The sequence below is a fragment of the Roseateles sp. FW305-36 genome (genome assembly GCF_058787015.1).
Genome location: NZ_JBYSZK010000006.1, coordinates 152,107 through 171,734 on the forward strand (window position 1 = coordinate 152,107; position 19,628 = coordinate 171,734).

22 protein-coding genes are annotated in these 19,628 nt (G+C 67.4%); 1 reads left to right on the forward strand and 21 read right to left on the reverse strand.

All coding sequences use genetic code 11. From position 1 onward, the window contains the following. Nucleotides 1-16: 16 nt before the first annotated feature. The 21 genes from atpG to AC3WOE_RS13345 form a co-directional block, all read right to left on the reverse strand. On the reverse strand, nt 17-889 hold the full coding sequence (gene atpG, locus AC3WOE_RS13245; protein ID WP_492691065.1) for a F0F1 ATP synthase subunit gamma: 873 nt from the start codon (nt 887-889) through the stop codon (nt 17-19). 60 nt (nt 890-949) lie between these two features. Next, nucleotides 950-2,503: a F0F1 ATP synthase subunit alpha gene (gene atpA / locus AC3WOE_RS13250; RefSeq protein WP_492691067.1), complete on the reverse strand. Its 1,554-nt coding sequence runs from the start codon at nt 2,501-2,503 to the stop codon at nt 950-952. Between the two features lie 91 nt (nt 2,504-2,594). Further along, nucleotides 2,595-3,128 carry a F0F1 ATP synthase subunit delta gene (locus AC3WOE_RS13255; RefSeq protein WP_492691068.1) on the reverse strand — a complete coding sequence of 178 codons (534 nt, stop codon included), beginning with the start codon at nt 3,126-3,128 and terminating at the stop codon, nt 2,595-2,597. Next, nucleotides 3,129-3,599 carry a F0F1 ATP synthase subunit B gene (locus AC3WOE_RS13260; RefSeq protein ID WP_492691070.1) on the reverse strand — a complete coding sequence of 157 codons (471 nt, stop codon included), beginning with the start codon at nt 3,597-3,599 and terminating at the stop codon, nt 3,129-3,131. It lies immediately after the preceding gene. A 71-nt stretch (nt 3,600-3,670) separates the two neighbouring features. Beyond that, nucleotides 3,671-3,937, reverse strand: coding sequence for a F0F1 ATP synthase subunit C (atpE, locus tag AC3WOE_RS13265; protein WP_394416090.1), 267 nt, complete (start codon nt 3,935-3,937; stop codon nt 3,671-3,673). Nucleotides 3,938-4,002: 65 nt separating this feature from the next. Continuing rightward, on the reverse strand, nt 4,003-4,875 hold the full coding sequence (gene atpB, locus AC3WOE_RS13270) for a F0F1 ATP synthase subunit A (protein WP_492691071.1): 873 nt from the start codon (nt 4,873-4,875) through the stop codon (nt 4,003-4,005). Nucleotides 4,876-4,896: 21 nt separating this feature from the next. Then, a complete protein-coding gene (locus tag AC3WOE_RS13275) occupies nt 4,897-5,388 on the reverse strand; it encodes an ATP synthase subunit I (protein WP_492691073.1) in 492 nt (163 codons plus the stop codon). 160 nt (nt 5,389-5,548) lie between these two features. Continuing rightward, a complete protein-coding gene (locus tag AC3WOE_RS13280) occupies nt 5,549-6,439 on the reverse strand; it encodes an SMP-30/gluconolactonase/LRE family protein (RefSeq protein ID WP_492691074.1) in 891 nt (296 codons plus the stop codon). A 17-nt stretch (nt 6,440-6,456) separates the two neighbouring features. Then, complete coding sequence (locus AC3WOE_RS13285) at nt 6,457-6,972, reverse strand: GNAT family N-acetyltransferase (protein ID WP_492691075.1); 516 nt, start codon at nt 6,970-6,972, stop codon at nt 6,457-6,459. Between the two features lie 128 nt (nt 6,973-7,100). Further along, nucleotides 7,101-7,820, reverse strand: coding sequence for an alanyl-tRNA editing protein (locus AC3WOE_RS13290; RefSeq protein WP_492691076.1), 720 nt, complete (start codon nt 7,818-7,820; stop codon nt 7,101-7,103). Next, nucleotides 7,820-8,398 carry a VOC family protein gene (locus AC3WOE_RS13295; RefSeq protein ID WP_492691078.1) on the reverse strand — a complete coding sequence of 193 codons (579 nt, stop codon included), beginning with the start codon at nt 8,396-8,398 and terminating at the stop codon, nt 7,820-7,822. Before AC3WOE_RS13295 ends, AC3WOE_RS13290 begins: the two co-directional genes overlap by 1 nt. Before the next feature lie 2 nt (nt 8,399-8,400). Beyond that, nucleotides 8,401-9,255, reverse strand: a complete 855-nt coding sequence (locus tag AC3WOE_RS13300; RefSeq protein ID WP_492691079.1) for a PhzF family phenazine biosynthesis protein — start codon at nt 9,253-9,255, stop codon at nt 8,401-8,403. Nucleotides 9,256-9,268: 13 nt separating this feature from the next. Next, the gene (locus AC3WOE_RS13305) at nt 9,269-9,784 is read right to left on the reverse strand and encodes a GNAT family N-acetyltransferase (protein ID WP_492691080.1); all 516 of its coding nucleotides are present in this window, start codon (nt 9,782-9,784) and stop codon (nt 9,269-9,271) included. Continuing rightward, nucleotides 9,774-10,496, reverse strand: a complete 723-nt coding sequence (locus tag AC3WOE_RS13310; protein ID WP_492691081.1) for an ABC transporter ATP-binding protein — start codon at nt 10,494-10,496, stop codon at nt 9,774-9,776. The genes AC3WOE_RS13305 and AC3WOE_RS13310 overlap by 11 nt, the downstream gene beginning before the upstream one ends. Then, entirely contained in the window at nt 10,496-12,406 is a 1,911-nt protein-coding gene (locus AC3WOE_RS13315) for a branched-chain amino acid ABC transporter ATP-binding protein/permease (RefSeq protein WP_492691082.1), read from the reverse strand. The genes AC3WOE_RS13310 and AC3WOE_RS13315 overlap by 1 nt, the downstream gene beginning before the upstream one ends. Before the next feature lie 5 nt (nt 12,407-12,411). Beyond that, nucleotides 12,412-13,287, reverse strand: coding sequence for a branched-chain amino acid ABC transporter permease (locus tag AC3WOE_RS13320; RefSeq protein ID WP_492691083.1), 876 nt, complete (start codon nt 13,285-13,287; stop codon nt 12,412-12,414). A 112-nt stretch (nt 13,288-13,399) separates the two neighbouring features. Then, the gene (locus AC3WOE_RS13325; RefSeq protein WP_492691085.1) at nt 13,400-14,629 is read right to left on the reverse strand and encodes an ABC transporter substrate-binding protein; all 1,230 of its coding nucleotides are present in this window, start codon (nt 14,627-14,629) and stop codon (nt 13,400-13,402) included. A gap of 146 nt (nt 14,630-14,775) precedes the next feature. Next, nucleotides 14,776-15,984, reverse strand: coding sequence for an aminotransferase-like domain-containing protein (locus AC3WOE_RS13330; protein ID WP_492691087.1), 1,209 nt, complete (start codon nt 15,982-15,984; stop codon nt 14,776-14,778). 32 nt (nt 15,985-16,016) lie between these two features. Further along, on the reverse strand, nt 16,017-16,712 hold the full coding sequence (locus AC3WOE_RS13335) for an aspartate/glutamate racemase family protein (RefSeq protein WP_492691089.1): 696 nt from the start codon (nt 16,710-16,712) through the stop codon (nt 16,017-16,019). Nucleotides 16,713-16,794: 82 nt separating this feature from the next. Then, the gene (locus AC3WOE_RS13340) at nt 16,795-17,088 is read right to left on the reverse strand and encodes a DUF2917 domain-containing protein (RefSeq protein ID WP_492691090.1); all 294 of its coding nucleotides are present in this window, start codon (nt 17,086-17,088) and stop codon (nt 16,795-16,797) included. Between the two features lie 13 nt (nt 17,089-17,101). Further along, nucleotides 17,102-18,019 (reverse strand): DMT family transporter, encoded by a 918-nt coding sequence (locus AC3WOE_RS13345; protein ID WP_492691091.1) that lies wholly within the window; start codon nt 18,017-18,019, stop codon nt 17,102-17,104. Between the two features lie 73 nt (nt 18,020-18,092). Between AC3WOE_RS13345 and AC3WOE_RS13350 the strand changes: the two genes are divergently transcribed. Then, nucleotides 18,093-19,538 (forward strand): aminotransferase-like domain-containing protein, encoded by a 1,446-nt coding sequence (locus AC3WOE_RS13350; protein WP_492691093.1) that lies wholly within the window; start codon nt 18,093-18,095, stop codon nt 19,536-19,538. Nucleotides 19,539-19,628 lie beyond the last annotated feature (90 nt).

Below are 19,628 nucleotides of genomic sequence, written 5' to 3' on the forward strand. Positions count from 1 at the left end.
TTTGCGTTCGGGCCTATCAGCCCACCGCGGCCGCGCCGCTGACGATCTCGGACAACTCTTTGGTGATGGCTGCCTGGCGGGTCTTGTTGTAGACCAGCTTCAGCTCACCGATCAGCGTGCCGGCGTTGTCGGTCGCGGCCTTCATGGCCACCATGCGGGCGGACTGCTCGCTGGCCATGTTTTCGGCGACGGCCTGGAAGACCAGCGCTTCCGAGTAGCGCACGAGCAGCTCGTTGATGACCGTGGCAGCGTCCGGCTCGTAGAGGTAGTCCCACGAGTGGCCTTGCTTGTCGGTCGCCATGTCGGCGGCCTTCAGCGGCAGCAGCTGGTGCACCTTGACCTCTTGCTTCATCGTGTTGATGAACTGCGTGTAGCAGAGGTAGACGGCGGACAGCTTGCCTTCGGCGTAGGCGTCGAGCAGCACCTTGACGGGGCCGATGAGGGCCTCGATGTGGGGCTGGTCGCCGAGCTGCGTGGCGTGAGCCACGACCTTGGCGCCGATGCGGTTCATGAAGCCCAGGCCCTTGCCGCCGATGGCGACGACCTCGGCCTTCTGGCCCGCACCTTCCAGCTCCTTGAGCTTGGCCGTGGCCGCGCGCAGCAGGTTGGTGTTGAGACCACCGCACAGGCCCTTGTCCGTCGTGACGACGACCATGCCGACCGTCTTCGCTGCCTCGTTCTTGACGAGGAAGGGATGGCGGTACTCGGGGTTGGCCTTGGCCAGTTCGGCCGCGATGTTGCCGATCTTTTCAGCGTAGGGACGAGCCGACCGCATCCGCTCCTGCGCCTTGCGCATCTTGGACGCGGCGACCATTTCCATCGCCTTGGTGATCTTCTTGGTGTTCTCGACCGACTTGATCTTGCCGCGGATTTCTTTGCTTGAAGCCATTCGAACTCCTAGTTCAGTGCGGGGCTAGTTTTGAGGCTGTGCCCCGCGTGTTCCGTGGCTTTAGGCGAAGGACTTCTTGAAGGAAGCGATCGCGGCGTTCAGTTCGGCTTCAGCGTCCTTGTCCATCGCCTTGTCGTTCTCGAGCTTGGTCAGCAGAGCGGCGTGGCTGGTCTTCAGGTACTGGTGCAGGCCGTGTTCGAAGGCCAGGACCTTCTTCACTTCGATGCTGTCCATGAAGCCCTTGTTGGCGGCGTACAGCGAAGCGGCCATCAGCGAGATGGACAGCGGCGAGTACTGGGCCTGCTTCAGCAGTTCCGTCACGCGGGCACCGCGGTCCAGCTGCTTGCGGGTGGCTTCGTCCAGGTCGGAAGCGAACTGCGCGAAGGCAGCCAGTTCACGGTACTGGGCCAGGTCGGTACGGATACCGCCGGACAGCGACTTCACCAGCTTGGTCTGGGCGGCACCGCCGACGCGCGACACCGAGATACCGGCGTTGATGGCGGGGCGGATACCGGCGTTGAACAGCGAGGTTTCCAGGAAGATCTGGCCGTCGGTGATCGAGATCACGTTGGTCGGCACGAAGGCGGACACGTCACCGGCTTGCGTTTCGATGATCGGCAGGGCCGTCAGCGAACCGGTCTTGCCCTTGACTTCACCCTTGGTGAAGGCTTCGACGTAGTCGGCGTTCACACGGGCCGCACGCTCCAGCAGGCGGCTGTGGAGATAGAACACGTCGCCGGGGAAGGCTTCGCGGCCCGGCGGGCGGCGCAGCAGCAGCGAGACCTGGCGGTAGGCCACGGCCTGCTTGGACAGGTCGTCGTAGACGATCAGGGCGTCCTGGCCGCGGTCGCGGAAGTACTCGCCCATCGTGCAGCCGGAGTAGGCCGACACGTACTGCATGGCGGCGGATTCCGAAGCCGAGGCAGCGACGACGATGGTGTATTCCATCGCGCCGGCCTGCTCCAGCGAGCGCACCACGTTCTTGATCGACGACGCCTTCTGGCCGATGGCGACGTAGACGCAGGTCATGTTCTGACCCTTCTGGTTGATGATCGCGTCGATGGCGACGGCGGTCTTGCCCGTCTGACGGTCACCAATGATCAGTTCGCGCTGGCCGCGGCCGACGGGCACCATGGAGTCGATGGACTTCAGGCCGGTCTGCACGGGCTGGTCGACCGACTTGCGTGCGATCACGCCCGGGGCGACCTTCTCGATGACGTCGGTCATCTTGGCGTTGATCGGGCCCTTGCCGTCGATCGGCTCACCCAGCGCGTTGACGACGCGACCGATCAGCTCGGGGCCGACCGGCACTTCCAGGATGCGGCCCGTGCACTTCACGGTGTCGCCTTCGGAGATGTGCTCGTAGGCACCCAGAATCACGGCGCCGACGGAGTCGCGCTCGAGGTTCAGGGCCAGACCGAAGGTCTGCGTGCCGTCAGCGGTCGGCGGGAATTCGAGCATTTCGCCCTGCATCACATCGGACAGGCCGTGGACGCGGACGATGCCGTCGGAAACGGACACGACGGTGCCCTGGTTGCGGATGTCCGTGCTGCCACCAAGACCCTCGATGCGGCTCTTGATCAGTTCGGAAATTTCAGCGGGATTCAGTTGCATGCTAGGTCTCCCAGGTTGCCGAACCTTCGCCGGATCAAGGGCGGGGTCAGACGCGGGGTAAATCGGAATGTCTTGCGTGGCGGTCTGCGGATCAGGCAGTCAGCGCAACCTTCATGCGCTCCAGGCGGGCCTTGACGGAGGTGTCCAGCACCTCGTCGCCGACGACGACGCGAACGCCACCGATCAGGCCGGGCTCCAGCTGCACATGGGTGTCGAGCTTGCGGCCGAAGCGCTTTTCCAGCGAAGCCTTGAGGTCGGCGAGCTGGGCGTCGCTGATCTCGTAGGCGCTGAAGATCTGCGCGTCGGACACACCGGAGGCGGCGTTGGCCAGCACGTGGTACTGGGCCACGATCTCGGGCAGCGCGGCCAGGCGGCCGTTTTCGACGACGGTCTGCAGGAAGTTCTGCACGCCCGCGGCCAGGGTCTGCTTGGCGGCAGCGGTGATGACCGCGACGACCTGCTCGGACTGGGCCTTGGGGTGATCGGCGAACTGGCGCAGATCGGCGTCCTGCGCCACCTGGGCCAGCGCGTCGAGTTGACGGCCCCAGGCGGCGAGGTCTTGCGACTTGGCAACCTGGAACAGGGCTTCGGCGTAGGGCCGGGCGATGGTGGCGAGTTCAGCCATTTACAGCTCCGTCTTCAGGCGAGCCAGCAACTCGGCGTGAACGCCGGCGTTGACTTCCTTCTGCAGGATCTGCTCGGCGCCCTTGACGGCCAGCGCGGCGACTTGCTCGCGCAGGACTTCGCGAGCGCGGGAAACCTGCTGCTCGGCGTCGGCCTTGGCGGCGGCCAGGATCTTGGCGCCTTCTTCTTCGGCCTTGCCCTTGGCGGCGTCGACAATGGCAGCGGCGCGCTTCTCGGCGTCCGAGATCAGCTTGCCGGATTCGGCCTTGGTCGCAGCCAGCTCCTTGGCGATCTGCGCTTCGGCACCGGCCAGCTCGGCCTTGGCCTTGTCAGCGGCGGACAGGCCGTCACGGATCTTCGCGGCGCGCTCGTCGAGTGCCTTGGTGATCGGCGGCCACACAAACTTCATCGTGAACCCGACCAACAGCAGGAACACGATCATCTGAACGATGAGCGATGCGTTAATAAACACCTGGGTGCCTCACAAAGTTTCGAGTGCTTGAAGCCGCCCCCAGGAGTCCGAGGGCGGGGCGGCAACGTCGATTACTTGGCGACGACTTGAGCGATCTGGCTCAGGAAGGGGTTGGCCGTGGCGAACCACAGGGCGATACCCAGACCAATAATGAAGGCGGCGTCGATCAGGCCGGCCAGCAGGAACATCTTGGTTTGCAGTTCGTTCATCAGCTCGGGCTGACGAGCGGCGGACTCGAGGTACTTGCTGCCCATGATGCCGATACCGATACAAGCACCGAAGGCGCCCAGACCAATGATCAGACCAGCGGCGAGGGCAACAAAGCTAATGACTTCCACGATGACTCCTTAGGGGACTAGAGAAAAGGGTTGAGGGAAAACTGCTGGGGAAACTGGGATGACGCTCAGTGCGCGTCGTGGGCCTGGCCGATGTAGACCAGCGTCAGCATCATGAAGACGAAGGCCTGCAGCGTGATGATGATCAGGTGGAAGGCGGCCCAGATGAAGCCGGCGATGATGTGGCCGGTGGCCAGCAGCACGCCGCCCACGGGACCCACGCTGGCCCAGGCGCCGCCCATCAGCGCGATCAGCAGGAAGATCAGTTCGCCGGCGTACATATTGCCGAACAGCCGCATGCCGTGCGAGACGGTCTTGGCAATGAACTCGACCATCTGCATGGCGAAGTTGACCGGATAGAGCACGACCTTGTCGCCGAACGGTGCCGACACCAGTTCATGGGCCCAGCCACCGACGCCCTTCATCTTGACGTTGTAGATCAGGCAGGTGATCAGCACGCCGACGGACAGGCCCAGGGCCATGGACAAGTCGGCCGTCGGGACGACGCGCAGCTTGGCCTCGTGGTCGCCCACGATGTTCTGCCAGATCCAGGGCAGCAGGTCGACGGGCAGCAGGTCCATCGCGTTCATCAGGAAGATCCAGACGAAGACGGTCAGGGCCATCGGCGCCACCAGCTTGCGGCTGTTGGCGTTGTGGACGATGCCCTTGGCCTGGTCGGCGACGATCTCGACGAGGATTTCGACAGCGGCTTGAAAACGGCCAGGGACGCCCGATGTAGCAGCCTTCGCGGCACGCCACAGGAAGAAGCAGCCGAGCACGCCGATGACGATGCTGAAGAACAGGGAGTCGAGGTTGACGACGGAGAAGTCGACGATGCCCTTCATCGTGCCGCTTTGGGCATGGTGCAAGTGGTGAACGATGTATTCACCGGAGGTCGGCGCTGCTCCGTGTGCCAGTTCGGCGTGGCCTTCTGCTGCCATGTTCAGTTCTGCCTCGTCAGTTCATTTGCGGCCGCGCCACGCGAGCGCCAGCCAGTTCACCTTGATGCACACCGCGAGGGCGACCAGCAGGGCTGGCCAGCTCAGGCCCGGCACCACCTTTGGCGCCAGCACCAGCATCGCGATCGATGCACCGATTTTCAAAAATTCCCAGGCCATGAACGCCGCAGCCGCACTGACCGCCGAGTTCACTCGCTTCGTCATGCCCCGCGCCAGCAGCATGTTCGGCACCACCACCGCCGCAACGCCGTAGAGCGCCGAGGCCATGGCCACGCCGGACGCCGTCCACAGCCGGATCACGGCCACGCACAGCAGACCTGCCATCAGCTGCCATCCCAGCACACGCCAGGGCGACAGCATCGGCAACGCGGACTTCAGCGCTGCCGCCTCCTCGGGGCTCAGGGCCTTGACGGGCGGCTCCTCTTGGTCGTCGTCCCAGCCGCCGGCCGTCGAAACAGCGGGGGGCCAGGTCTTTCGGGGGCCGTTCTCGGTCATGGCGCCAGGTCCTGGGGTGGGCGGCTCAGCCTCCAAAACTACCGGGGGCCGATTGCACCGGGACGGCGCACAGGCGCCATCCAACAAAGCCACTCATTATAGGTGACTAGTTACACCGGGGTAAATACGCCCCCTCGCGGGGCCAGGATTCAGGCCCCGTTCAGGCGCCTGTCAGGGTTGCGGGCAAGCCCGGCACGTCGACGCGCAGCTGCAGTACGGCACCGGCCAGCGGCTCGCGTTCCAGTTCGTCGGCGGGGCGCTTTTCCCGGGCCGTCGTGATGAAGAGGGTGCGCCCGTCGGGGCCGCCGAAGGTGGGCATGGTCGGGCAGGTCGCCGGCAGGTCGATGCGCTGCAGCACTTCGCCGGTCGGCGCGATGCACAGCACGCAGCCGCCTTCGAACATGGCCGACCAGTAGCAACCGTCGGCGTCCATGGCCGCGCCATCGGGGCGACCGCCATAGGTTTCACCCGGCGTGCGTGGCTTGAACTCGGCAAAGACGCGCGGATTGGACAAGGCGCCGGTCGCCACATCGAAGTCTGCGACGTAGATGCGGTGGGCCTTGGTGTCCGACCAATGCACGCGGCGACCGTCGGGGCTCCAGGCCAGGCCGTTGGACGTCGTCAGGCCGGGCACCTGGGCGGCGAAGGCCGTGCCGTCGAAGCGGTAGAGCGCTGCCTCGGGCTCACGCGCGTCCGAGATACTGCCGATCCACAGCCGCCCCGCCGGGTCGACCTTGCCGTCGTTGAAACGCAACCGCGCCGGGTCATAGGGCGGCGCGGCGACCAGGGCCTGCGCACCGGTCGTCGTGTCCAGCGACCAAAGGCCATCACGACGTGCGACCAGCAGGCCGCCGCTGGCGCGAGCGGCGATGCAGCCGGGTTCGGCATCCTGCGGCCAGACATCGGGCGTGTCGACGCCCGCGCGCCAGCGCAGCACCTGGCGGCCGGGGATGTCGACCGCGTAGAGCTGCTGTTCCGTGGGATGCCAGAGCGGCGATTCGCCGAGCAGGCAGCGGTGGGAACCGAGGGCTTGGATGTCTTGAGAGGCCATCCTGCCACTCTAGGCGGTTATCCGAAGTAACTCGGGCGAAAAGCGCCCAGCTCGGCCTTCAGATAGTGGGCGCCGGGGATGGGATTGAAATAGAAGGGCGGCACCTCGACGAAGCCCAGGCTCTCGTAGAGGCCGCGAGCGGCTTCCATGTCGTCAAGGGTGTCGAGCAGCATGGACGAGTAGCCGGCCTCGGTGGCGCGATCCATCAGCGCCTGGGCCAGGATGCGACCCAGGCCGAAGCGGCGGAAGGCCGGGCGCACGAACAGGCGCTTCATCTCGCAGGCGTTGGGATAGTCGGCGTCGGGCAGGGGCCGGAAGGCGCCGCTGCCGGCTACTGAGCCGTCGACGGTGGCCAGCAGCATCAGGCCGCCGGGCGGCGCGTAGACGCCGGGCAGGCCGGCCAGTTCTTCCTCGAAACCCTGGAAAGCCAGATCGACATCGAGGCTGTTGGCGTAGTCCTGCAGGACGAGTCGCGCCTCCTGCCAGTCCTCAGGAGATTCGGGTGTGACGAGCTGGATGTCTGGACCGGCCATAGGCGCCGCAGTTTAGCCAGCGAACTCAGGCCGCAAATCCCAAGACCACGCGGCGGGTCTTGGCTGATTTCTTCTGGTGATCACTCACGTTCGCAAGCAAACATGAGTGCTCCCCGAAGAAGAGCGCTTCAAGCTGCGCTTGGCTGTGCAAAGCCCAGCACGACCCTGCGGGTCTTGGCGCTCTTCTTCTCAATCTTGGTCACGACGATCGCGCCAATCTCGGCCGTGTTGCTCACATGCGTACCCCCGCAAGGCTGCAGATCGACGCCTTGAACTTCCAGCACCCGCACTCGACCCAAGCCGCGCGGCGGCTGCACGCTCATGGAGCGCACCAGCCCGGGATTGGCGTCCAGCTCCTCCTCGCTGATCCAGCGATGGCCGACCGGATGCGACTCCGCCACCAGCCGGTCCAGGCCGGCCTGGATGGCCTCCTTGTCGAAGGGCTCGTCGGTGTGGAAGTCCAGCCGCGCATAGGTCTCGGTGATGGAGCAGCCGTCGACCGGATAGGGCAGCAGCGCACACAGCAGATGCGTGGCGGTGTGGAAGCGCCGATGCGCCATGCGGCGCCCGGCATCGACCTCGACCCGAACAGCCGTGCCAGCGGGCGGCAGCGCCTCGCCTTCGATCAGATGGACGATGGCCGCCGGGTGTTCCTTGCTTTTGCGCGTGTCCGTCACACGCCAACGCTGCTCGCCGGCCATCAGCCAGCCGGTGTCGCCGGCCTGGCCGCCGCCGACCGGATAGCAGACGGTGCGGTCCAGCAGCACGCCACCCTCGCCCTGGGCGATGACGGTCGCGTCGCAGCCCAGCAGCGTCGCGTCTTCACGGAAAACATCCTCGGTCTTCATCAGGCCATCACCTCCAGCTCGACCTCGCCGCGCGGCGTGGACAGGCGCGCCTTGAAGCCATCCCGCACCTCGTAGCCCCGCAGTTGCACGCCCGACTCGGCCATGCCGTCGGTTGGGTGGGCCTCGCCCCATTCGATCAGCACCGGCAGGGCCTCGCGGCGCAGGCGACGGCCATCCTCGCGCAGGGCGATGCGCCAGCGCAGCTGACCGCGCGAAGCCTCGATGGCTTGGCCGGCATCGACGCCCTCGCCGCGCCAGTTGGCCAGGGCCGCATCGAGATTCGGAACGCGGGACACCCAGTGGATCAGGCCCGGCCCTCGGGCCAGAGCTTCACGCAGCGTGGGCTGATCGAGATCGAACCAGCGCGCCCGGCCCGGCGGCGGCGCTTCGGGATCGACGGCGATGATTTCCAGATAAGCCCGCGGATGACTGGCGCTGCTGATGTTGAGCAGGCGGTTGTGCGTACCCATCAGCGCATGCTTGCCACCCGGCAGCGGCGTCACGCCGAGCACGCGTTCGCACCAGGCGACACCCTCTTCCAACGTCGCCGCGCCGACGACGAGGTGGTCGAGTTCCATGCTCACAGCGTCACCTGCCCTTGCACGACCGGCGTCACATCGCCACCGATCCAGATGACTTCGCCTGCGCGCTGCACATGCACGCGACCGGCGCGCCCCAGGGCCGTCCCCTGGGCCACCACATAGGCATCGGGCGCCAGGCCGGCGCCGATCAGCCACTGCGCCAGGCCCGCATTCAGGCTGCCGGTAACCGGGTCCTCCGGCACGCCGTCGCCCGAGATGAAGGCGCGCACCTCGAACTGCGGCTCGTCCGTCCGCGAGGCGACGACACCGACCTTGTGCGGGCCGACGACACCCAGTTCCAACCCGGCCATGCGCGACCAGTCCGGCTTCAGCGACAGCACCTGTTCGGCCGAGGCCAGCATCACGGCACACCAGCCGGGGCCGTTGTCCACCCACTGGTGGGCGACGATGTCTTCGGGCCGCAGGCCCAGGCCGGCGCGGATCTGGCTGAGCTTGGCCTCATCGAGCGGCCCGCTGCGCAGCAGTGGCGGCGCCGCGAAGGCCAGGCGCTCGCCGTCGCGGCGCACGGCCACCAGGCCCACGCCGCATTGCTGCACGACGGTTTCGCCCTTGGGACGGCCGCCGGCCGCCAGCCAGGCGTGGCAGCTGCCCAGGGTCGGGTGACCGGCAAAGGGCAGCTCGCGCGCCGTCGTGAAGATGCGCACGCGGTAGTCGGCCGCGGCGTCCGTCGGCGGCAGCAGGAAGGTGGTTTCGCTGAGGTTGGTCCAGTTCGCGAAAGCCTGCATTTCGGCGTCGCTCAGGCCCTTACCGTCCACGACGACAGCCAGCGGATTGCCCTTCAGGGGCCGGGCGGTGAAGACATCGACTTGGGCAAAGCGGCGGAGCTGGGTCATTGGTGCCCCTCGTTCAACGAGTACGTTGCCCGATCCCCCGAGGGGATGCCGGGCCGGCTTGGGACGGCCCGGCGTCCGGCCCGATCGGCTGGAGGTAGAGGCCCGGCCTCACGACCTCCATGCCGCGATCCGGCGTCGCCAGGCCCTTGAAGCCATGGCGGGCGTAGAGCGGGTGGGCGTCTCGCGTGAACAGCATGAAGCGGCGCAGGCCTTGCAGATCGGGATGGGCGAGCAGGGATTGAACCATCCAATCGGCAAGACCCTGCCCCCTGTGGGCTTCAAGGATGTAGACGTCGCAGAGATAGGCAAAGGTGGTGCGGTCGGTGACGACGCGGGCGAAGCCGACCTGGCCTTGCGTGTCGGCATGCAGGGCGATGCAAAGCGAGTTCGCGATCGCCCGCTGCACGGTGGCCAGCGGGATGCCTTCGCTCCAGTACGCCGTCGTCAGGAAGGCATGGGCTGCGACGGTGTCGATGTCCTCGGCGGCGAAGCTGAGGCGATAACCGGGCCTCTCCACGTCAATGCCCACCGCCCAGATAGGCGGCCTGCACGGCAGGGTCGTTGCGCAGCTTGTCCGCCGGACCATGCACGGCGATGCGACCGTTCTCCAGCACATAGCCGTAGTCGGCCACCTTGAGAGCGGCGGCGGCGAACTGCTCGACCAGCAGCATGGTCACGCCGCGCGCCTTGAGGCTCTCGATGATGCGGAAGACCTCTTCCACGAGGATGGGCGCCAGGCCCATGGAGGGTTCGTCCAGCAGCACGACCTCGGGGTTGAGCATGGTGGCGCGGGCCATGGCCAGCATCTGCTGCTCGCCGCCGGACAGCGTGCCGGCCAGTTGCATGCGCCTCTCCTTCAGGCGCGGGAACAGCTCCATGGCCTTCTCGAGGTCGGCCTCGACGTCGCCCTTGGGCCGCGCGCCGGTGTAGCGCGGGAAAGCGCCCAGGCGCAGGTTGTCGGTGACCGTCATGGTGGCGAAGACGCGCCGGCCTTCGGGCGAGTGGGCCAGACCCTGGCGGGCGATGGTGTAGCTCTCCTGGCCGTCGATGCGCTTGCCGTTCAGCGTGATCTCGCCGCCGGTGGGCGCGATCATGCCGCTGACGGCGCGCATGGTCGTCGTCTTGCCGGCGCCGTTGGAGCCGATCAGGGTGACGACCTGGCCCTGGGCGACCTCCAGCGAGATGCCATGCAGCACCTGCACCTTGCCGTAGCCGGCCTGCAGATTCTTGATGGTCAGCATCAGGCGCCTCCCCCCAGGTAGGCTTCAATCACCTTCTCGTTGGCCTGCACCTCGGCGGGCAGGCCCTCGGCGATCTTCTGGCCGAAGTCCAGAACCGAGACGCGGTCGCACAGGCTCATGACGACGTCCATGTGGTGCTCGATGAGGATGACCGTGACGCCGGCGCCGCGGATCTTGCGGATGATCTCCAGCAGCTCCTTGATGTCGGGTGCGGTCAGGCCGGCGGCGGGTTCATCCAGCAGCAGCAACTGCGGGTCCAGGGCCAGGGCGCGGGCGATCTCCAGCAGGCGCTGCTTGCCATAGGGCAGGTTGCGCGCTTCTTCCGCGGCCAGGGCACCCAGGCCGACGAAGTCCAGCAGGGCGCGGGCGCGGGCGCGCTGCTCGCGGTCCTCGCGCAGATAGCGCGGCAGGTGCAGGGCGACGTCGAGGAGGTTGCTGTTGAAGCTGTGGTGCAGACCGACGAGGACGTTCTGCAGCGCCGTCATTTCGCCGAAGAGCTGCACGTTCTGGAAGGTGCGGGCGATGCCCGACAGCGCGATGTCCGACGAGGTGCGGCCGTTGACCGTGCTGCCCGCGAACACCACCGTGCCGGCGGTCGGCTGGTAGATGCCCGTCAGCACATTCATCATCGTGCTCTTGCCCGAGCCGTTGGGGCCGATGAGGCCGTGGATGCTGCCGCGCTGCACGACGAGATCGACGTTGTTCAGCGCCTTCAGGCCGCCAAACTGCATCAGCACGCCACTGGCCTTGAGCAGCTCCGCCTCGCCCTGGCTGCTGGCGCGCGTCAGTGCCGTGCCCGGGGCCTCGCCGGTGGCCGCGTCGACCTTGGCCTTGAGGTTGAGCGCATTGCGCACGAAGCCGACGATGCCGTCCTGCAGGTAGTAGACGACGAACAGCGTGATGAGGCCGAAGATGGACAGGCGCCAGTCGGTCATCGTCTGCAGCTTGAAGGAGATGGCGGCCAGCGCGACGCTGCCCACCACCGGAATGGCCGCGGCCTGCTTGCTGAGCTTGCCACGCTTGAGGCCCACCGCGACCGAGACGGCGACGATGACGGCCAGCACGACGGCGCCGATGCGGAAGACCTCCAGGTCGTCCAGCAGCTTGGGCAGCATGACGATGATGGCCGCGCCCAGCAGCGCGCCGGTGCGGGTCTTGCGGCCGCCCATGATGATGGCCAGCAGGAACATCACCGTCAGCTCGAAGTTGTAGGTGTTGGGGCTGATGTACTGCTCGGAATAGGCATACAGCGACCCCGCCAGGCCGGCCAGGGCCGCCGAGATGACGAAGGCATAGACCTTGTAGCGGTAGACCGAGACGCCCATGCAGTCCGACGCGACCGGGCTGCCGCGCAGGGCCTCGAAGGCGCGGCCGAGCTGCGAGTGCAGCACACGGTGCACGAAGACCAGGGACGCAAGCAAACACGCCATCACCAGCCAGTAGTACTCGGTCTCGTCGAGCTGATGGCCGAACAACGTCGGCTTGGTCAGCGTGATGCCCATGGGACCTTCGGTCAGGAAGGTCATCTCATTGATGAGGATCTGGATGATGGTGCCGAAGGCCAGGGTCACCATCGCGAGATAGGGGCCCGTCACGCGCAGGGCCGGCAGGGCCAGCATGGCGCCGAAGACGGCCGCCACCGCGATGGCCGCCGGCAGCGTCGCGTAGACCGGCGCGTCGAGCTTGAGGATGAGCACGCCGGCCGTGTAGGCGCCGATGCCGAAAAGACCCGCATGGCCGAGCGACACCTGGCCGGTGTAGCCGACGACGATGTCCAGGCCGAACAGCACGATCGCATAGATCATGATGGTCTCGACCAGGTGGATGTAGTACGGGTTGCCGGAAGCGAGGGGGAAGACGGCGAGCACGGCGATGGCCGCGATGCCAAGGATCAATTTCTTGAGATTCACGCGCGTCAGACCTTTTTGATCGCGGTCTTGCCGAACAGCCCTGCGGGCTTCACCGCCAGCACGATCAGCAGCAGCACCAGGCCCGGCACGTCCTTGTAGCCGGTGGACAGGTAGAAGCCTGTCGTCGTCTCGGCCACGCCGAGAATGATGCCGCCCACGATGATGCCCATGCCGCTGGTCAGTCCGCCGATGATGGCGACGGCGAAGGCCTTGAGCCCGAGCACCGCGCCCATGGTGGCGCCGGTCAGCGTCAGCGGCGCGATCAGCACGCCGGCGAAGGCCGCCGTCAGCGACGACAGCGCATATGAGAAGGTGATGACGAGGCCGGTGTTGATGCCCATCAGCTTGGCAGCGTCGCGGTCGTTGAAGGTCGCGACGACGGCCTTGCCGTAGATGCTCTTGCGGTTGAAGACTTCGACCGCCAGCATCATGCCGATGGCGCCGACGATGACGAGGATTTCCATCGGCAGCACATTGGCGCCGAGGAACTTCATCGGTGCCTCGGGCAGGGGCGAGGGGAACTTCAGGTCGTCGCGGCCCCAGACGTTCTCGGCCACGTTCTTGAAGATGATGCCCAGAGCGATGGTGGACATGATCCAGCCGAATTCGCTCTTGATCTTCAGCGCGGGCCGCACGCCGATGCGCTCCACCACCACCCCCTGCACCGCCCCGAACAGGCAGACCAGGGGAATCATCATCCAGTAGTTGACGCCCCAGCCGACCAGGCTCAAGCCCACCAGGGCGCCGAGCATCAGCGCGTCGCCCTGGCCGAAGTTGAGGGTGTCGCTGGTCGCGAAGGTCAGCTGGTAGCCGAAGGCGATGACGGCGTAGATCATGCCCAGCGCGATGCCGCTGAACACGAGCTGGGTCAATATCTGCATGTCAATCCAATGCGTAGTGCCTTCCCCAGCGGCCGCCGCGGAACCGGCTTTGCCGGGCCGCTGGCGGCGCCCCCTTGAGGGGGCCGGCGAAGCCGGTAGGGGGTGGGCGCGTTTATTGACGTTTCTTCTGTTCCAGCGCGCCCTTGGCGTTGACATCCTTCACGCGCACATCGGAGGCCTTCTTGAAGTCGTCCGTGTAGGCGTAGACCACGCGCTGGCCCTTGACCTCGCCCATGACCGGGATGTTGGCCGTGATGGCCTCGTGGTCGCCCTTGGAGAAGGGCTTGTTGTAGGTCGTCACGACGCCGTCGACGGGGGTCTTCAGGTCTTCCAGCGCGGCCTTGATCTTGGGGCCTTCGGTGGAGCCGGCCTGCTTGATGGCGGCGGCCAGCAGGTAGATGGAGTCATAGCCCTGGGCGGCCGACACCGGCGACTCGATGCGCGAGTTCTTGGGGTTGAAGGTCTTCAGGTAATTGATGATGAAGCTCTGGCGCTTCGGGGTCGTCGGCTCCTGGATGAAGGTCTGCGGCATGCGCGCGCCCTCGCCGCCCGGGCCGGCGTTGTCGATGTAGTTGGCCATGGACAGGGTCCAGGAGCCCACCATCGGCACCTTCCAGCCCAGCTTGGTCATGCCGTTGGCGATCTGGGCCAGCTCGGGGCCGATGCCATAGGTCAGCACGGCCTCGGCGCCGGCCTCCTTGGCCTTCAGCAGCTGGGCCGTCATGTCGACGTCCTTGATGTTGAACTTCTCGACGGCCACCGGCGTGATGCCCTTGAGCTTCAGCGCCGCCTCCAGGTCGGCGCGGCCGAGCTGGCCGTAGTTGGTGCTGTCGGCCAGGATGGCGACCTTCTTGAAGCCGCGCTTGGTGATGGCCTCCTCCACGATCATCGGCGCCTGGATGGAGTCGTGCGCCGCGTTGCGGAAGATGTAGTTGTCGGGCTGGCCCTCGAACTGCTTGGTCACGATGGAGCCCGTGGCCACGTTGTTCATGACCGGAATCTTGGCGTCCTGGTAGAAGCGCTGCGAGGCCAGGGCCACGCCGGTGTTGATGTAGCCGACGGTGGCCGCCACCTTTTCCTTGTTGATGAGCTCCTGGGCGATCTGCACGCCGCGCTCGTTCTTGGCCTCGTCGTCGCGCTCGACCAGCTGGATCTGCCGGCCCATCACGCCGCCGGCCTTGTTGATCTCGTCCGTCGCCAGCCGCACGCCGTCCCGCATGCTGACGCCCATCGAGGAAGAACCGCCGGTGAAGGGCCCCGCCACGCCGATCTTGATCGGCTCTGCTGCCTGCGCGCCCCACGCGAATACCGCCGTGGCCACGGCCGTCCAGATTTGCTTCATCGTTGCCTCGTCTGTCGTTATGCGAAAAGCCTGGCGCCTTTGCCAGGGCCGACTGCATACGATGCCAGAGCAGCGACAAATTGGGAGTATGGAAACCCGGAAGAAAGGTAAAGGCCGGGGCTTCAGCTACGCGTCAGGCTTGGGGATTAAGGCGCGTGCTCCACGGCCGGCTCCAGCGCTTCGTGCAGCACACGGCCGAGCTTCTCGACACCTTCGCGGATCAGGTCCGGCGTCAGGGTGACAAAGCTCAGGCGCAGAGTGCGCGGGTCGGGCTGCTGGGCGTAGAACGCGGCGCCGGGAACAAAGGCGATGCCGGCATCGACGGCGCGCGGCAGCAGGGCCATCGCGTCCAGGCCCTCGGGCAGGCGGATCCAGAAGAACATGCCGCCCTTGGGGGACAGGTAGTCACAACCCGCGGGCAGGAATTCGCGCAGGGCCTCGGCCATGGCGTCGCGGTTGGCCTTGTAGCGGGCGCGGATGGAGGGGATGTGGCTGTCCAGGAAGCCGTCCTTGATGACCTCGTGGACGACGCGCTGGTTGAAGCCCGGCGTGTGCAGGTCGGCGGCCTGCTTGGCCTGCAGCAGCTTCGGGTAGAGCTCGGTCGGGGCGACGATATAGCCGAGGCGGAAGCCCGGCGTCAGCACCTTGGAAAACGATCCCAGATAGAGGGAGCCCTCGGGCCACAGGCTGGACAGCGAGGCCGGCGGCGGCTCGTCGAACCAGAGGTCGCCATAGGGGTTGTCCTCGACGATGGGCACGCCGGCACGGCGCGAGGCCTCGACGACCTCGACACGGCGCTGGGCGCTCATCACGCGTCCGGTGGGGTTCTGGTAGTTGGGCAGCAGATAGCTGAAGCGCGTGCCCGGCGCATCGTGCGGCAGGGCGGCAATGGCCTCGGGACGCGGGCCTTCGCTGTCGCTGGCCAGACTCGCGAACAGCGGCTCGAAGGGCGTGAAGGCCTGCAGGGCGCCGAGATAGGTCGGCGTCTCGACGGCCACCGGCGCACCGGCGTCGCAGAGGATCTTGCCCACCAGGTCCAGGCCCTGCTGCGAGCCGCTGGTGATCAGCACCTGGTCGGGCGCGACCGTCATGCCGAGCGAGGCGACCCGCGTCGCCACCCATTCGCGCAGCGGCGCAAAGCCCTCGCTGGCCGCGTACTGCAGGGCCTCGCGCGGCGACTTGCTCAACACGCGGTCGCAGGCCGCCTTCAGCGCGTCGACGGGAAAGGTGTCCGCGCTCGGCAGGCCGCCGGCCATGGACAGGATGCCCGGCTTCTCGGTGACCTTGAGGATCTCGCGAATGATGGACGGGTTCATGCGCGCGGCGCGGCGTGCTTGGGTCCAGACGGTGCTCATGGGAATGGTGGTTACGTTGGATTTCAAGACGCTCAGCCTAGCATCCAGTCGACTGCCGAGCGGGCCTGCAAATCGGTGGAATCGAAGAGTGGCAGCGCGGCAGCGCTTTCAGCCGGCAGCAGCAGGCCGAGTTCGGTGCAGCCCAGGATGGCCGCCTGCGCGCCTCGGTCGGCCAGCGCCGCCACCTGGCCGCGCAGGGCCTCGCGCGAGGCCGGCTCGAAGCGACCGCGGCACAGCTCCTCGTAGATCAGCCGGTGCACCTCGGTGCGGCCGGCCTCGTCGGGCGTGATGACCTCGATGCCGAAGCGCTCCCGCATGCGCTCCCGGTAGAAGCCCTGCTCCATCGTGAAGCGCGTGGCCAGCAGGCCGGCGCGCTTGACGCCGGCGGCACGCAAGGCCTCGGCCGTCGCGTCGACGATATGCAGCACCGGCAGGCCGGCGGCGCACTCGACCTCGGTGGCGACGAGGTGCATGGTGTTGGTCGCGATCAGCAGCGCCTCGGCGCCGGCGCGTTGCAGGCCGGCGGCGGCGTCGCCCAGCACGCGCGCGGCTGAAGCCCAGTCGCCGGCCGCCTGCAGGGCGGCAATCGGCGCGAAGTCGACGCTGTGCAGCACCAGCTGGGCGCTGTGCAGGCCGCCCAGGCGGGCGGCGACGCCGCGGTTGATCAAGGCATACAGATGCTGGGTCGATTCCCAGCTCATGCCACCGAGGATGCCCAGCGTCTTCATGTCTGCCTCTCGTCCGATGGGTACATCGGCCGGTCTCCCGAGGAGACAGCCGCTTGCTTGGGGCGGCCCGGCGCGGCGCGGCTCATGCCGCACCCGCCAGGTTCATCCGCCAACCCCGTGCCGGCTTGGCCTGGACTCTGCGCCTGGGCGCCGGCTGCAGCAACTGGAACTCGGCCTCGGGCCAGGCCTCAATGACCACTTCCTGGCCGGCGGCCAGCGTCAGGCCTTCGCCAGCACACAGCCAGTGGTCGTCGGTGCCGCCCGAAATCGTCAGCCACATCCGGCCGCCCATGACGACGAGGCGGCGCGGCGTGCGCGCGGCAGCCAGGGTCAGGGCCTGGCCGGGTGCGAGTCGGGTCGTGAAGCTGTCGTTCATGGCTTTGCCTCCTTCAGTGAACCGGTTGCCGCTTTCCGAGCCACACCACGGCGAGCACGGCGGCGGCGAAGACCATGGTCATCGCATCCAGAGACTCGCCCAGCAGGGGCACGGCAAACAGCATGGACAGAAACGGTTGGAGCACCTGCACCTGGCTGACGCGCAGCGTGCCACCCAGGGCCAGGCCGCGATACCAGGCGAAGAAGCCGATCCACATCGAGAACAGCGAAACATAGGCGAAACCCAACCAGGCCGAGGGCGCGACCGGCGCTGTCGGCCGCGTCAGCACGGCCAGGGGCACGGTGATGGGCAGGCTGATGACCAGCACCCAGCAGATCACCTGCTCGGCCGTGAAGGCCTTCGAAAGCCTCGCACCGCTCACATAGCCGGCCGACGCGCAGACCACGGCGCCCAGCAGCAGCGCATCCGCCATCTCCAGCCCACCCGCACCACGCCAGGCCGCAAAGCCGACCACCAGGGCCAGGCCGGCCAGCGCACACAGCCAGAAACCCAGGCTGGGCCGCTGCCGCAGCACCAGGGCCGCGATGACGGCCGTGGCCAGCGGCAGCACGCCGGACACCACCGAAGCATGCACGGCATCCACATGCCGCACGGCCACGCCCAGCAGCAGAGGCCAGCCGAAGACGACGCCGGCGGCCGTGAAGGCCAGCAAGCGCCATTCCGTCCCGCGCGGCCGGCGCGCACCGGTGACCCACAGATAGACGAGGGACAGCAGGCCGGCCACCACGGCCCGGCCGAAGGCGACGAAGAACGGGTCCAGCTGAGGCGCCGCGGCGCTGCCGCCGGCCAGGCGCGTCATCGGGATGCTGAGTGCAAACATCAGCACGCCAGCGGCGCCGAGCAGCAGGCCGCGCGTCGCATCGGAGGCGCTGGTGGTGGAGATCGCGGTGGATGTGGAAAACCCTGGCATGGATTCAGTCTGAGGCAAGAAACCGATACAGAACCAGTACAGTCAACCCACCAGACCACGAATCTGTACTGCCATGCCGACCGGTACATCCACCCCACTGCAACGCGGCGCCAGCTCCTCGCTGGCCGGCCAATTGGCCGAACGCTATGCCCAGCGCATCCGCGAACGCCTGCTGCTGCCCGGCGCCCGCCTGCCCTCGGTGCGCGACTGCGCCCGCCAGAACGGCGTCAGCCCGCACACCGTCGTCGCGGCCTACGACCAGCTGCAAGCCGCGGGTCTGCTGGAGGCCCGTCGCCAGCGCGGCTTCTTCGTGCGAGAAAGCCGGCCTGCCACGAGCCGAAACCACCCGGCCCGCGCTCCGGCCACCGCCATGCCGCGCCAGGCGCCCATGGACGCGACCGCGTTGATCCGGGGCATGTTCGAGGCCGATGCGGCGCGCTCGCCGGGCCTGGGCACATTGCCGGCCGACTGGCTGGACCCGACGCTGCTGCAGTCGGCCCTGCGCCGCCTCAACGCCACCGATGCGCTGGCCGTGCAGACCAGCTATGGCGACCCCAGTGGCGACGTCCGCCTGCGCACCGCGCTGAGCCAGCGCCTGCACGACCTCGGCATCCACGCCGGTCCGGCCCAGATCCTGACCACCAATGGCGCCACGCATGCGTTGGACCTCATCATCCGCACCCAGTTGCAGCCCGGTGACGCCGTGCTGGTGGACGACCCCGGCTGGGCCGTCATGTTCGCGCGCCTGATCCAGGCTGGCATCCGCCTGCTGCCGGTGCCGCGCGGCGCGAACGGGCCCGATCTGGACGTGCTGGGCGCGCTGGCCGCCGCCCACTCGCCGCGCGCCTACCTGACCGTGTCGGTGCTGCACAACCCGACCGGCCACAGCCTCAACCTGGCCGGCGCCCACAAGCTGCTGCGCCTGGCCGACGAGCATGACTTCTTCATCGTCGAGGACGACAGCTACGGCTTCCTCGCCCCCGAGCATCTGCCGCGGCTGGCGGCCCTGGACGGGCTGCGCCGCGTGACCTATGTGTCGGGCTTCTCCAAGGTGCTGACGCCGGCCTGGCGCGTCGGCTATCTGGCCACGGCGCCCGAGCGCCTGCACGCGCTGACCGACACCAAGCTGCTGGACGGCCTGACCAGCTCCGCCGTGATGGAGCGCGCCGTCGCCCTGTGCCTGGAGCAGGGTCGCCTGCGCCGCCATGCCCAGCGCCTGCGCGAGCGCCTGGCCACGGCACGCCAGCGCATCTCCACGCTCGCCAGCAAGCAGGGCTTCCAATGGGCCGCGCCGCCCGACGGCCTGTTCGGCTGGCTGGACGTCGGCGTCGACACCGAGAGGCTGGCTCAACCGCTGCTCGACGGCGGCTGGCTGACCGCGCCCGGCGCCCTGTTCAGCGCCACGCGCCGACCCGGCTCGCTGATGCGCATCAACATGGCGACTTCGCAGGACCCGGCCTTCTGGCGCGCACTGCGCGCGGCCGTCGACGACATCCAGGGCCCGACGACACCCCCCTAGTTTTGGTCCCCCTCATTCACGGGGCAAGCACTGGCGCCGCCGGTGCACGGCGAGTCAACTCCCGCCACGGATCACGTGTGGGAGGGTTGT